Below are 13235 nucleotides of genomic sequence, written 5' to 3'. Positions count from 1 at the left end.
GGGTCGTCCGCATGCGGTCACCGTAGGCCGACGTGCGGGCGGGCTGGTGGTCCCGCGGCTCAGAGCCGACCGACGTCGCTCACCCGCACCACCGCCTCGCCCGCGGCGTCGCTCGCCGCGAGGTCGACGACGGCACCGATGCCCCAGTCGAGGTCGCCCGCCGGGTCGTCGAACGTCTGCCGGACCACCCACCGCTCGCGCTCGACCGTCACCATGAACCGGTCCGGGCCGCGGGCGTCCGGGCCGGTGCCGATCTCGTCGTGCTCGGCGAAGTACGCCTCGAGCGCCTCCCGCCAGCGCTCGGCGTCCCAGCCGGCCTCGGCGTCGAGCTCGCCGAGCGGGTTCCAGTGCCGCAGCGCCGCGAGGCGCACCCGGCGGAACATCTCGTTGCGGACGAGCACGCGGAACGCGCGGACGTTGCGGGTGACGGGTGGCGGGCCGTCGTCGAGCGAGCCCGGCCGGACCTCCGCGACGGCTTCCGCGCCCGCCGCGAGCAGCGCCCACTCGTCGAGCAGGGAGGAGTCGACCTGCCGCACGAGCTCGCCGAGCCACTCCACGAGGTCGTGCAGCTCCTCGGTGCGCGCGGCCTCGGGCACGGTCTGGCGCAGCGCCCGGTAGGCGTCGGCGAGGTAGCGCAGCAGGACGCCCTCCGACCGCACGAGGTCGTAGGCGCGCACGTACTCGCTGAAGGTCGCCGCGCGCTCGTACATGTCGCGCACGACCGACTTCGGGCTCAGCTCGTGCTCACGCACCCACGGGTGCCCGCCGACGTAGGTCTCGTAGGCGTGCTCGAGCAGCTCCGCGAGCGGGCGCGGGTGCGTGACCTCCTCGAGCAGCTCCATGCGCTCCTCGTACTCGATGCCGTCGGCCTTCATCTCGCCGATCGCCTCGCCGCGCGCCTGCCACGCCTGCGCGGCGAGGACCTGGCGCGGGTCGTCGAGGGTCGACTCGATGACGCTGACGACGTCGAGGGCGTAGTCGGGCGCCTCGCGGTCGAGGAGCTCGAACGCGGCGAGGGCGAACGGCGACAGCGGCTGGTTGAGGGCGAAGTCGCGCTGCAGGTCGACCGTCAGCCGGACGGTCCGCCCGTCGGGGTCCGGCGGGTCGACCTTCTCCACGACCCCGGCCGCGAGCAGCGAGCGGTAGGCGGCGATGGCGCGGCGCATGTGGTGCAGCTGTCGCGGTCGCGGCTCGTCGGAGTGCTCGATGAGCCGGCGCATGGCGGTGAAGGGGTCGCCGGGGCGGGCGATGACGTTGAGGAGCATCGCCGTCGTCACCCGGAAGCGGGGGACGAGCGCCTCCGGCTCGGCGCCCACGAGCCGGTCGAAGGTCTGCTCGTTCCACGTGACGGTGCCGACCGGCGGCTTCTTCTTGACGAGCTTCCTCCGCTTGGCGGGGTCGTTGCTCGCCTTGGCCGCGGCTCGCTCGTTCTCGATGACGTGCTCGGGCGCCTGCACGACGACCCGCCCGGCGGTGTCGTAGCCCGCGCGGCCGGCGCGTCCGGCGACCTGGTGGAACTCGCGCGCGCTCAGCAGCCGCACCTTCTGCCCGTCGAACTTGGTGAGCGACACGATGAGCACGGTGCGGATCGGCACGTTGATGCCGACCCCGAGGGTGTCGGTGCCGCACACCACCGCGAGCAGGCCGCGCTGCGCGAGGCGCTCCACGAGCCGGCGGTAGCGCGGCAGCATGCCCGCGTGGTGCACGCCGACCCCGGCCGTCACCAGGCGCTTGAGCTGGGTGCCGAAGCCGGGGCCGAAGCGGAACTGCCCGATCTCGTCGGCGATCGCCTGCTTCTGCTCCTTGCCGCGGAGCGGGGTGCTCAGCAGGCTCGCCGCGTGCTCCAGCGCGGCGGCCTGCGTCGGGTGCACGACGTAGACCGGTGCCTGGTCGTCGCGCACCAGCAGCTCGACGGCCTCGTGCAGCGGGTCCAGCGACCAGTGGAATGACAGCGGCACCGGCCGCTCGGCCGACGTCACGTGCGAGACGGGCGTGCCGGTGCGCTCCTCGAGCCGCCGCGCGAGCGCGGTCACGTCGCCGAGCGTCGCCGACATGAGGAGGAACTGGGCGCCGGTCAGCTCGATGAGCGGGACCTGCCACGCCCAGCCGCGGTCGCGGTCGCCGTAGTAGTGGAACTCGTCCATGACGACCTGGCCGACGCGGGCCTCGCGGCCCTGGCGCAGCGCGAGGTTCGCGAGCACCTCCGCGGTCGCGCACACGATCGGCGCGTCGGTGTTGATGCCGGCGTCGCCGGTCATCATGCCGACGTGCTCGGCGCCGAAGGCGTCGCACAGCGCGAAGAACTTCTCGCTCACGAGCGCCTTGATCGGCGCGGTGTAGAAGGTGCGCCGACCGTCGCCGAGGGCGAGCGCGTGCGCGCCGGCCGCGACGAGGCTCTTGCCGGAGCCCGTCGGCGTCGCGAGGACGACGTGCGAGCCGCTCGCGAGCTCCAGCAGGGCCTCCTCCTGGTGCGGGTAGAGCGCGAGGCCCGCCTCGCCCGCCCACGCCGTCACCCGCTCCAGGACGGTGTCGGCGTCAGAGCCCGCGAGGTCGCCGAGCGGCGCCCGGTCCGGGGACACCGGAAGGGGGTGGACGGTCGGCTCGGCGGCGGGGTCGGCAGTCATGGCCCGGCCAGTCTCCCAGGCCCCGGGTTGCCGCACGGGCGGCGCGGGGGCTGGATGGGCGCATGAGCCTGCCCACCCGCACCCTCGGCACCGCCGGTCCGCACGGGCCGCTCCGCGTCAGCCCGCTCGGCCTCGGCTGCATGGGGATGAGCGAGTTCTACGGCGCCCACGACGACGAGGAGTCGACCGCGACGATCCGGCGCGCCCTCGACCTCGGGGTCACGCTCGTCGACACCGCCGACATGTACGGGCCGTTCACCAACGAGGAGCTCGTCGGGCGGGCGATCGCGGGCCGCCGGGACGAGGTGGTGCTCGCGACGAAGTTCGGCAACGAGCGGCTGCCCGACGGCACCCGCCTCGGGATCAACGGCTCACCGGACTACGTGCGCCGCGCGTGCGACGACTCGCTGCGCCGGCTCGGGGTCGACCACATCGACCTCTACTACCAGCACCGCGTCGACCCCGACGTGCCCATCGAGGACACCGTCGGGGCGATGGCCGGGCTCGTGCAGGCCGGCAAGGTGCGCCACCTCGGTCTGTCGGAGGCCTCGCCCGCGACCATCCGCCGCGCCCACGCCGTGCACCCGGTCACCGCGCTGCAGACGGAGTACTCGCTGTTCACCCGCGACGTCGAGGACGAGATCCTCCCGCTGCTGCGCGAGCTCGGCATCGGCCTGGTCCCGTACTCGCCGCTCGGGCGCGGCCTCCTCACCGGCGCCATCACGAGCGCGGCGGACCTCGACGCCGACGACCGGCGCCGCAGCGACTACTTCCCCCGCTTCGGGGGCGACGCGCTCGAGGCGAACCTCCGCCTCGTCGCCGAGGTCCGGCGGCTCGCCGAGGACAAGGGCTGCACGCCGGCGCAGCTCGCACTCGCCTGGGTGCTCGCGCAGGGCGAGGACGTCGTGCCGATCCCCGGCACGCGCCGGGCGCAGCGGCTGGAGGAGAACGTCGGGGCGGTGGAGGTGACGCTGTCCACCGACGACCTGGCTGCGCTGGAGGCCGCGGTGCCGCGGGGGGCCGTCGTCGGAGACCGCTACGGCGACATGAGCAGCATCGACAGGTGACGACCGGCGCGACCGGCCGCTGTCCGGGGCCGGTGGCAGGATCCCGACCGTGAGCGAGCCCGTCACCGCCGAGGTCCCCGCCGAGGTCCCCGCCGAGGTCCCCGCCGGCGCCCCTGCCGAGCGCCTGGCCGACGTCCCGGAGAGCGCCCGCGAGCGGGCCGCCGAGCTCGCCGAGCAGCTGCGCGCGCACCAGTTCGCGTACTACGTCCGCGACTCGCCGACCGTCGACGACGCCGAGTACGACGCCCTCCTGCGCGAGCTGGAGGCGCTCGAGGCCGAGCACCCGGCCCTCGTCACGCCCGACAGCCCCACCCAGCAGGTCGGGGGCACGTTCTCCACCGACTTCGCCGCCGTCGACCACCTGCAGCGCATGCTCAGCCTCGACAACGTGCTGAGCCCCGAGGAGCTCGCCGAGTGGGACCGGCGCGTGCGCGCCGACGCCGGCGACGACATCCGCTACCTGTGCGAGCTCAAGATCGACGGCCTCGCCGTCAACCTGCTGTACGTCGACGGCCGGCTCGAGCGGGCCGCGACGCGCGGCGACGGCCGCACGGGGGAGGACATCACCCTCAACGTGCGGACCGTCGACGGCGTCCCCACCACGCTGCGGGCCGACGGCGGCACCCCGGTCCCGCACCGCGTCGAGGTTCGCGGCGAGGTGTTCTTCCCGGTCGAGGCCTTCGAGCGCCTGAACGCCGAGCTCACCGAGGCGGGCAGGAGCCCGTTCGCGAACCCGCGCAACGCGGCCGCCGGGTCGCTGCGGCAGAAGGACCCGCGCGTCACCGCGCGCCGCCCGCTCGACATGCGCGTGCACGGCCTGGGCCTGCTCGACGGCTGGCAGGTGTCCTCGCAGTCGGAGGCCTACGACGTGCTGCGGGACTGGGGCCTGCCCGTGCCGGACACCTACCGCGTCGTCGACTCCCTCGCCGACGTGCAGGCCTACGTCGAGCACTACGCGGAGCACCGCCACGACGTCGCCCACGAGATCGACGGCGTCGTCGTCAAGGTCGACCAGACCGCGCTGCAGCGACGGCTCGGGGCGACCAGCCGCGCTCCCCGCTGGGCGACGGCGTACAAGTACCCGCCCGAGGAGGTCCGCACCCGCCTGCTCGACGTGCAGGTCAACGTCGGCCGGACCGGGCGGGTGACGCCGTTCGCCGTCATGGAGCCGGTCCTCGTCGCCGGGTCGACGGTCGGCATGGCCACGCTGCACAACGCCGACGAGGTCCGCCGCAAGGGCGTCCTCATCGGCGACACCGTGTGGCTGCGCAAGGCCGGCGACGTCATCCCCGAGGTGCTCGGCCCGGTCGTGGAGCTGCGCGACGGCAGCGAGCGCGCCTTCGTCATGCCGACGCACTGCCCGGCGTGCGGGACGGAGCTGCGACGGGAGACCGAGAGCGCGGTCGACATCCGTTGCCCCAACCGCCGCACCTGCCCCGCACAGCTGCGGGAGCGGCTGTTCCACCTCGCGAGCCGCAACGCCTTCGACATCGAGGCGCTCGGCTACGAGGGCTCCCAGGCGCTGCTCGAGGCGGGCGTCGTCACCGACGAGGGCGACGTGTTCGACCTCGACGCCGACGCGCTGGCCCGGGTCCCGCTGTACACGACCAAGGCGGGCGCCGTGTCCGCCAACGGCCGTCGGCTGCTGGAGCACCTCGACGAGGCGAAGGCACGGCCGCTGTGGCGGGTGCTCGTCGCCCTGTCCATCCGGCACGTCGGTCCGACCGCCGCGCGCGCCCTCGCGACCCGCTACGGCTCCATGACGGCGCTGCGCGAGGTCGTCGAGCAGCCCGACCGGGACGCGGCCGTCGAGGAGCTGGCCGCCACCGACGGCGTCGGCACGACCATCGCCGAGGCGATCGTCGACTGGTTCGCCGTCGACTGGCAGGCCTCGGTCCTCGACCGCTGGCAGGCGGCCGGGGTGCGGATGGCCGACGAGCGCGACGAGTCGACCCCGCGCGTGCTCGAGGGGATGACGCTCGTGGTGACCGGGTCGCTCGAGCGGTTCAGCCGCGACGAGGCGAAGGAGGCGATCCTCGCCCGCGGCGGCAAGGCCGCGGGGTCGGTGTCGAAGAAGACGACGGCGGTCGTCGTGGGCGACAGCCCGGGCTCCAAGGCCGCGAAGGCGGAGGAGCTCGGCGTGCCCGTGCTCGACGAGGCCGGTTTCGAGCGGCTGCTCGCCGAGGGCGCCGCGGCGCTGCCGGGGCGCGACGGCGAGGAGGAGCCGACCTCCTAGACTCCCTGCCCATGCCCGACACCCCTGCCCGCGCGCCCGAGCAGCTCGACGCCGACCGCGTCGCGCACCTCGCCGGGCTCGCCCGGATCGCCCTCACCGACGCCGAGCGGGAGCGCCTCGCCGGGCAGCTGTCGGTGGTGCTCGAGGCCGTCGCGCAGGTGCAGGAGGTCGCCACCCCGGACGTGCCCGCGACCAGCCACCCGATGCCGCTCAGCAACGTCACCCGCGAGGACGTGCCCGTGCCCGGCCTCGGGGCCGAGGCGGCCCTCGCGGGCGCCCCGGCCGTCGAGGACGACCGGTTCCGCGTCCCCCGCATCCTCGAGGAGGACTGATGAGCGACGACCTCACGCGCCTGAGCGCCGCGGGCATGGCCGCGGCCATGGCCGCCGGCGAGACCACGAGCAGCGAGCTCACCCGGGCGGCGCTGGACCGGATCGACGCCGTCGACGGCTCGGCCGAGGCGGGCGTCCACGCGTTCCTCCACGTCGCCGCCGAGGAGGCGCTCGCGGTCGCCGCCGAGGTCGACGCCGCGCGTGCCGCCGGGGAGGACCTGCCCGCACTGGCGGGCGTGCCCGTGGCCGTCAAGGACGTCGTCGCCACCCGCGGCATGCCGACGACCGTCGGCTCGCGCATCCTGTCCGGCTGGGTGCCGCCGTACGACGCGACGCTCGTCGAGCGGCTGCGCGCCGCTCGCACCCCGCTGCTCGGCAAGACGAACATGGACGAGTTCGCCATGGGCTCCTCCACCGAGCACTCCGCGTACGGGCCGACCCGCAACCCGTGGGACCTCGAGCGCATCCCCGGCGGGTCCGGTGGCGGGTCCGCCGCGGCCGTCGCGTCGTTCGAGGCGCCGCTGGCCGTCGGCACCGACACCGGCGGCTCGATCCGCCAGCCCGCGGCCGTCACCGGCACCGTCGGCGTCAAGCCGACGTACGGCGGGGTGTCCCGCTACGGCCTCGTCGCGCTCGCCTCCAGCCTCGACCAGGCCGGACCGTGCGCGCGGACCGTGCTCGACGCGGCTCTGCTGCACGAGGTGATGGGCGGGCACGACCCGCGCGACTCCACGTCCCTGCCCGGGGCGGCTCCCGACGTCGTCGCGGCCGCCCGGGCCGGCGCGACCGGCGACCTCACCGGGGTGCGGGTCGGGCTCGTGCGCGAGCTCGGCGGCGAGGGGTACCAGGCCGGGGTGCAGGCGCGCTTCGCCGAGGCGGTCGAGGAGCTGCGCGCGGCGGGTGCGGAGGTCGTCGAGGTGTCGGCGCCGCACTTCCGCTACGCCCTCGCGGCGTACTACCTCATCCTGCCGAGCGAGGCCTCGAGCAACCTCGCGAAGTTCGACGCCATGCGCTACGGCCTCCGCGTCGGCGACGGCGACCCCGCCTCCACCGCCGAGCAGGTGATGGCCGCCACCCGCGAGGCGGGCTTCGGCGACGAGGTGAAGCGGCGCATCGTCCTCGGCACGTACGCGCTGAGCGCCGGCTACTACGACGCGTACTACGGCAGCGCGCAGAAGGTCCGCACCCTCGTGCAGCGCGACTTCGCGGCCGCCTTCGAGGCCGCCGACGTGCTCGTGTCGCCGACGGCGCCGACCACGGCCTTCCGCTTCGGCGACAAGCTCGACGACCCCATGGCCATGTACCTCAACGACGTCGCCACCATCCCCGCGAACCTCGCGGGGGTGCCGGGCATGTCCCTGCCGAGCGGGCTCGCCGACGAGGACGGGCTGCCGGCCGGCATCCAGCTGCTGGCGCCCGCCCGGGCCGACGACCGGCTGTACCGGGTCGGCGCCGCGCTCGAGGCCCGCCTGCTGGACCGCTGGGGCGGACCCCTGCTCGACCGGGCGCCCGCGCTCGGCTCCTTCCCCCGCACCGCCGTCACGACGGGAGCCCCCGCATGACCGTCAGCACCGAGCTCGTGCCCTTCGACGACGCGGTCGCCCGCTTCGACCCGGTCGTCGGGCTCGAGGTGCACGTCGAGCTGTCGACCCGCACGAAGATGTTCTGCGGCTGCGAGCACTCCTTCGCCGCGCCCGCGAACAGCCAGGTGTGCCCGGTGTGCCTCGGGCTGCCCGGCGCGCTGCCCGTGCTCAACGCGAAGGCGGTCGAGTCGGCGATCCGCATCGGGCTCGCGCTCAACTGCACCATCGCGCCGTACGGCCGGTTCGCGCGGAAGAACTACTTCTACCCGGACATGCCGAAGAACTTCCAGACCTCGCAGTACGACGAGCCGATCGCCTCCGACGGCTGGCTCGACGTCACCCTCGACGACGGCGAGGTCGTGCGGGTGGGCATCGAGCGCGCCCACATGGAGGAGGACACGGGCAAGTCGACGCACGTCGGCGGGTCGACCGGCCGCATCCACGGCGCCGAGTACTCCCTCGTCGACTACAACCGCGCGGGCATCCCCCTCATCGAGATCGTGACGAGGCCGGTCACCGGCACCGGTGCGCGCGTGGCCGAGGTCGCGCGCGCCTACGTCTCGACGCTGCGCGACCTGCTGCGCGGGCTCGACGTGTCCGAGGTCCGCATGGAGCGCGGCAACCTGCGCTGCGACGCGAACGTGTCGCTGCGGGCCTCCGCCGACGCGCCGCTCGGGACGCGCACCGAGACGAAGAACGTCAACTCGCTGCGCTCGGTGGAGCGCGCGGTCCGCCACGAGGTGCAGCGGCAGGCCGCGCTCCTGGACGCCGGCGGGACCGTCACGCAGGAGACGCGCCACTGGCACGAGGACACCGGCGTCACCACGGCCGGGCGTCCCAAGTCCGACGCCGACGACTACCGCTACTTCCCCGAGCCCGACCTCGTGCCCGTCGAGCCGGACGCCGCGTGGGTCGAGCAGCTGCGCGCGGCCCTGCCCGAGCCGCCCGCGGCCCGCCGCAGGAGGCTGCAGTCCGACTGGGGCCTCACCGACGCCGAGCTGCGCGACGTCGTCAACGCGGGCGCCCTCGACCTCGTCGAGGCGACCGTCGCCGCCGGGGCCTCGCCCGCCGCCGCCCGCAAGTGGTGGATGGGCGAGCTGTCGCGCCGGGCGAAGGCCGACGGCGCCGAGCTCGCCGACCTGCCCGTCACGCCCGAGCAGGTCGCCGAGCTGCAGGGGCTCGTCGACTCCGGCCGGCTCACCGACTCCATGGCGCGACAGGTGCTCGACGGCGTGCTCGCGGGCGAGGGCTCGCCGGAGCACGTCGCCACGGCCCGCGGGCTGGAGGTCGTCTCCGACGACGGCGCGCTCGCCGAGGCCGTCGACCGGGCGCTCGCGGCGCAGCCCGACGTGGTGGAGAAGATCCGCTCCGGCAAGGTCCAGGCCGCCGGCGCGATCATCGGGGCGGTCATGAAGGAGATGCGCGGTCAGGCCGACGCCGCCCGCGTGCGCGAGCTCGTCCTGGAGCGCGCCGCGGGCTGAGGCGGGCTACATCTCCTCGTGCGTCCGGGGGTCGCCGCCGAACAGGCGGCCGTCCGGCTGCGCGAGGACCGTCAGGGCGGCCATCTCGTCGGTGTCGAGCGCGAAGCCGAACACGTCGAGGTTGCTCCGCTGCCGCTCCGGCGTGGCCGACTTGGGCAGCGGCACGCTGCCCAGCTGCACGTGCCAGCGCAGGACGACCTGCGCGGCCGTGACGCCGTGGCGCTCGGCGAGGCGGCTCACCGTGTCGCTGCCGAGCAGCGCGTCGCGCCCGCCGAGCGGGCTCCACGACTCCGTCTGCACACCCATGCGGGCGTGGACGGCCCGCATGTCGACCTGCGGGAACGTCGGGTGCAGCTCCACCTGGTTCACCACCGGCGTCACGCCGGTGTCGGCGACGACCTCCTCCAGGTGCTGCTCGGTGAAGTTCGAGACGCCGGGGGAGCGGACGAGGCCCTCGTCGCGCGCGGTGACCAGCGCCCGCCACGCCTCGCGGTAGCGGCCGACGGACGGGTTGGGCCAGTGGATGAGGTGCAGATCGAGGCGTTCCAGCCCGAGCCGCTCCAGCGAGCCGCGGATGCTCGCGAGCGCCTCGTCGTAGCCGTGGTGCCGGCCGGGCAGCTTGCTCGTGACGACGAGCTCGTCGCGGTCGACCCCGCTGCGCCGGATCGCCTCGCCGACCTCGGCCTCGTTCTCGTAGTTCACGGCCGTGTCGATGAGGCGGTACCCGGCCCGGATGGCCGACTCGACGGCGTCGACGCCCTCGGCGCCGCGCAGGGGGTACGTGCCGAAGCCGATGGCCGGCAGCTCGGTGCCGTCGTTCAGGGTGTGGGTCGGGACGGTCGTCTCAGGCATCCGGCGACGCTAGCCAGCACGCCGCCGGCCCGCGCGGTCACGCGAGGCGTCGCAGGTCACGACAGCGGGACGCGCACGATCCGGTCGTCGCCGTCCCGCGGGTCGCCGCGGAAGGTGTTGCTCGTGAGCAGCCACAGCGCGCCGTCGGGGCCGACCTCCACGTGCCGGACGCGGCCGTAGCCGTCGAGGACGGTCTCGGGCTCCCCGCTCACCGCCCCGTCCTCGACCGGTACGCGCCAGACCCGCTCGCCCTGCAGCGCGGCGAGGTAGACGGCGTCGGCGGTCACGGCGATCCCGCTCGGGCTCGCCTCGTCGGTGTCCCACGTCGCGACGGGGTCGGTGAGGCCGTCGACGTCCCCGACGCCCTCGACCTCGGGCCAGCCGTAGTCGGCGCCCGCCCGCAGCACGTTGAGCTCGTCGGTGGTGTTCTGCCCGAACTCGCTCGCCCACATCGTGCCGTCGGGCGACCAGCCGAGGCCCTGGACGTTGCGGTGCCCGCTCGTCCACACCGGGCTGCCCGCGACCGGGTTGCCCGGGGCCGGCTCGCCGTCGGTCGTCACCCGCAGCACCTTGCCCGCGAGCGAGCCGGTGTCCGGCGACGCGGAGGTGTCCCGGGCGTCCCCCGTGGCCACGTAGAGGAAGCCGTCGGGGCCGAGGTCGATGCGGCCGCCGTTGTGCACCTCGGCCTTCGGGATGCCGGTGACGACGGGCTCCGGCTCGGTGAGCGCGAGCCGCTCCCGGTCGAAGGCGTAGCGCACGACCCGGTTGTCGTCGGGGCCGGTGAGGTAGACGAACACGTGCTCGGCCGTGGCGTCGGTCGTGACGCCGAGCAGGCCGCCCTCGCCGTCCGGGGCGACGCCCGCGACCGTGCCGTCGTCGCCGTCGGCGGTGACCTCGCTCAGCGTCCCGTCCGGGTCGACGTGGACGACCCTCGCCTCGTCGCGCAGCGTCACCAGCGCCGAGCCGTCCGGCAGGAACGCGAGGTCCCACGGCACGTCGAGGCCCGTGACGACGTCCTCGGCCGCGGCGGGGTCGGGCGTGCCCGCCGCCGCGACGTCGGAGAACGTGCTCGACGGCTCGGGTGCCGCCTCGGGGGACGCGGTCGCCGTGGCCGACGGCTCCGGGGAAGCCGGCGCCACGTCGGTGGCCGGGCCGGACGGCACGACGGACGACGGTGCGGGGGAGGCCGACGCCGGCGGTCCGGCGGTCCCCGGTGCCGCCACCTCGCCCTCGGCGCAGCCCGTGAGCGCGAGGGCCAGCCCGGCGGCGAGCGCCCCGCCGACCGTCCGCCCGCTCGTTCCTGCCCGGTTCCGTCCCACCCGCCCATGGTGCGCAGCAGGGTCGGGCGGACGCACGACGGGCCCCGACCGCAGCGGTCGGGGCCCGTCGTGGTGGGGCAGGGGGGAAGGGGAGGTCAGTCCCGCGGCAGGAACGTCCGCTCGGGGATGTCCTCGTAGCGCTCGGGGTCGATGTCGTCGAGCGTGCCGTCGGTGATCGCGTCGAGGATGCCGGTCAGGCCGACCTCGACCTGCTTGACGAGCATGCCGAGCTCCTTCTGGCCCGTCGACTGGGTCTGGCCCGTGGTCTCGAACAGGACCGTCGCGCTGCCGCGGAGGGCGAACGAGCCGAGCGCGGTGCCGGGCAGGTTCGTGTCCTGCGGGTAGAGCGTCACCGGGGCGAAGCCGGACTGCCCGCGCTCCTGCAGGGCGTCGTAGACCGCGACGTTGACCTGGCGGCTCGCGTCGTAGTCGAACTCGGGCCAGTCGCCGAACTCGGTCGGGTCGGCGATGAAGCGGCCGGAGATCGACAGCGTCGACTGCACGTCCATGTCCTCGCCGGAGTAGCACGGGCCCTGGTTGTGGAGGTCGACGAAGACGTCGACGGTCCCGAACTCGTCCTCGAGGCCCGCGTACACGTCGCGGACCGTGCGCGCCTCCGGCGTGAGGTACCAGCCGGTGCCGGCGCTCGTGCCGGGCAGGTCGGCCGGCGACGGCACGTAGTCGAGGTCGGGGTTGAAGTCCCGGTTGAGGTCGAAGCCGCCGGCCCGGTTGCTGTAGTTCCACGCGACCGGTGCGCCCGCGAGCTGCGGGTAGGTCTCGACGACCTCGTCCCACGTGATGTCGCTCTGGCGCTGGTCGAGGGCGGCGCCGTCGCCGTTGAGCTGCGGGATCGCGACGACCGTCACGGCCTCCCGGATCTCGGCCGAGCGCTGCGAGCCGTTGCCGAGCGTGGCGAGGAGGTTGAGCAGCGCGACGGTGCCGTGCGGCTCGTTGCCGTGGATCTGGCTCTCGACGAGCACGACGGTGTCGCCGGTGCCGACGCGGGCGGTCCAGATCTCCCGGCCCTGGTTGGTGTAGCCGGCGACGTCGACGTCGACCACGCCCTTGCTCGTCCGCTCGATCCGGTCGAGGCGGTCGCCGACCTCCTCGTGGCTGAGGAAGCCCGCGACGGAGGTGTCGCCGGTCTGGGTGCCGCACGCCGCGTTGTTCGGTGGTGCCGCCGCGCTCGTCGTCGCGGTCACGGCGAGCGTCGCCAGCGTGAGGGCGGCCACGGCCGGGACGGCCACCGCGGCCTTCGCGGCGCGGGCCGCGCGTGGGGTCGGTGCGGACATGCGTTCTCCTCCTGTCGGCTTCCGCCCACCGTCGGACGAAAGGGGGTGGACACACCGAAGCACGCGGGTCGGAACAGGATCAACGCCTAGAAACCGGACGGTCAGTTGTGATACGGCAGGACTGTGCCGCGGGCCCGGGACGGTCCGTACGTCCGGATTCCGGGCGTCGGCGTCGCGTCCGGCGGCGCCCGGTGGTCGTACCGTCCGGATTCCGGGCGTCCTGTCGCCTACGGCGGCGTCGGGTGGTCGTACGGTCCGGATTCCGGGCGTCGCGTCGACTCCGTCAGGCGCCCGGTGGTCGTACGGTCCGGATTCCGGGCGTCGCGTCGCGTCCGGCGGCGCCTGGTGGTCGTACCGTCCGGATTCCGGGCGTCGCGTCGCGTCCGGCGGCGCTCGGCGGTCGTCCCGTCCGGATTCCGGGCGTCGCGTCGCGTCCGGCGGCGTCGGGT

9 protein-coding genes are annotated in these 13235 nt (G+C 74.8%); 5 read left to right on the top strand and 4 right to left on the bottom strand.

The features are described from left to right. Positions 1-59 precede the first annotated feature (59 nt). Positions 60-2624, bottom strand: a complete 2565-nt coding sequence (locus WAA21_RS12015) for a DEAD/DEAH box helicase (RefSeq protein ID WP_336923047.1) — start codon at positions 2622-2624, stop codon at positions 60-62. Between the two features lie 68 nt (positions 2625-2692). Here WAA21_RS12015 and WAA21_RS12010 point away from each other — a divergent pair, with 68 nt between their 5' ends. Genes WAA21_RS12010 through gatB form a run of 5 tightly spaced genes read left to right on the top strand, consistent with a single transcriptional unit; the run spans position 2693 to position 9323 of the window. Beyond that, positions 2693-3691, top strand: a complete 999-nt coding sequence (locus tag WAA21_RS12010) for an aldo/keto reductase (RefSeq protein ID WP_442893278.1) — start codon at positions 2693-2695, stop codon at positions 3689-3691. 49 nt (positions 3692-3740) lie between these two features. Beyond that, a complete protein-coding gene (gene ligA, locus WAA21_RS12005) occupies positions 3741-5927 on the top strand; it encodes an NAD-dependent DNA ligase LigA (RefSeq protein WP_442893275.1) in 2187 nt (728 codons plus the stop codon). An 11-nt stretch (positions 5928-5938) separates the two neighbouring features. Further along, positions 5939-6259 (top strand): Asp-tRNA(Asn)/Glu-tRNA(Gln) amidotransferase subunit GatC, encoded by a 321-nt coding sequence (gene gatC / locus WAA21_RS12000; protein ID WP_336923045.1) that lies wholly within the window; start codon positions 5939-5941, stop codon positions 6257-6259. Beyond that, positions 6259-7821 (top strand): Asp-tRNA(Asn)/Glu-tRNA(Gln) amidotransferase subunit GatA, encoded by a 1563-nt coding sequence (gatA, locus tag WAA21_RS11995; RefSeq protein ID WP_336923044.1) that lies wholly within the window; start codon positions 6259-6261, stop codon positions 7819-7821. Before gatC ends, gatA begins: the two co-directional genes overlap by 1 nt. Continuing rightward, positions 7818-9323, top strand: a complete 1506-nt coding sequence (gene gatB, locus WAA21_RS11990) for an Asp-tRNA(Asn)/Glu-tRNA(Gln) amidotransferase subunit GatB (protein ID WP_336923043.1) — start codon at positions 7818-7820, stop codon at positions 9321-9323. The genes gatA and gatB overlap by 4 nt, the downstream gene beginning before the upstream one ends. Positions 9324-9329: 6 nt before the next feature. On the opposite strand, the gene WAA21_RS11985 is transcribed toward gatB, so the two are convergent. The 3 genes from WAA21_RS11985 to WAA21_RS11975 form a co-directional block, all read right to left on the bottom strand. Beyond that, positions 9330-10175, bottom strand: coding sequence for an aldo/keto reductase (locus tag WAA21_RS11985; protein WP_336923042.1), 846 nt, complete (start codon positions 10173-10175; stop codon positions 9330-9332). Positions 10176-10231: 56 nt separating this feature from the next. After that, positions 10232-11494 (bottom strand): PQQ-dependent sugar dehydrogenase, encoded by a 1263-nt coding sequence (locus tag WAA21_RS11980; RefSeq protein WP_336923041.1) that lies wholly within the window; start codon positions 11492-11494, stop codon positions 10232-10234. 95 nt (positions 11495-11589) lie between these two features. Next, a complete protein-coding gene (locus tag WAA21_RS11975; RefSeq protein ID WP_336923040.1) occupies positions 11590-12786 on the bottom strand; it encodes a M14 family zinc carboxypeptidase in 1197 nt (398 codons plus the stop codon). Between the last annotated feature and the right edge of the window lie 449 nt (positions 12787-13235).

Source organism: Aquipuribacter sp. SD81 (genome assembly GCF_037153975.1).
Taxonomy (GTDB): domain Bacteria; phylum Actinomycetota; class Actinomycetes; order Actinomycetales; family JBBAYJ01; genus Aquipuribacter.
This window is presented reverse-complemented; position numbering and strand designations above follow the sequence as displayed.

What these genes read in the sequence shown, in the direction of transcription:
- WAA21_RS12015 (WP_336923047.1), bottom strand. Translation starts at nt 2,624, where the DNA reads ATGACTGCCGACCCCGCCGCCGAGCCGACCGTCCACCCCCTTCCGGTG.
- gatC (WP_336923045.1), top strand. Translation starts at nt 5,939, where the DNA reads ATGCCCGACACCCCTGCCCGCGCGCCCGAGCAGCTCGACGCCGACCGC.
- gatA (WP_336923044.1), top strand. Translation starts at nt 6,259, where the DNA reads ATGAGCGACGACCTCACGCGCCTGAGCGCCGCGGGCATGGCCGCGGCC.
- gatB (WP_336923043.1), top strand. Translation starts at nt 7,818, where the DNA reads ATGACCGTCAGCACCGAGCTCGTGCCCTTCGACGACGCGGTCGCCCGC.
- WAA21_RS11985 (WP_336923042.1), bottom strand. Translation starts at nt 10,175, where the DNA reads ATGCCTGAGACGACCGTCCCGACCCACACCCTGAACGACGGCACCGAG.
- WAA21_RS11975 (WP_336923040.1), bottom strand. Translation starts at nt 12,786, where the DNA reads ATGTCCGCACCGACCCCACGCGCGGCCCGCGCCGCGAAGGCCGCGGTG.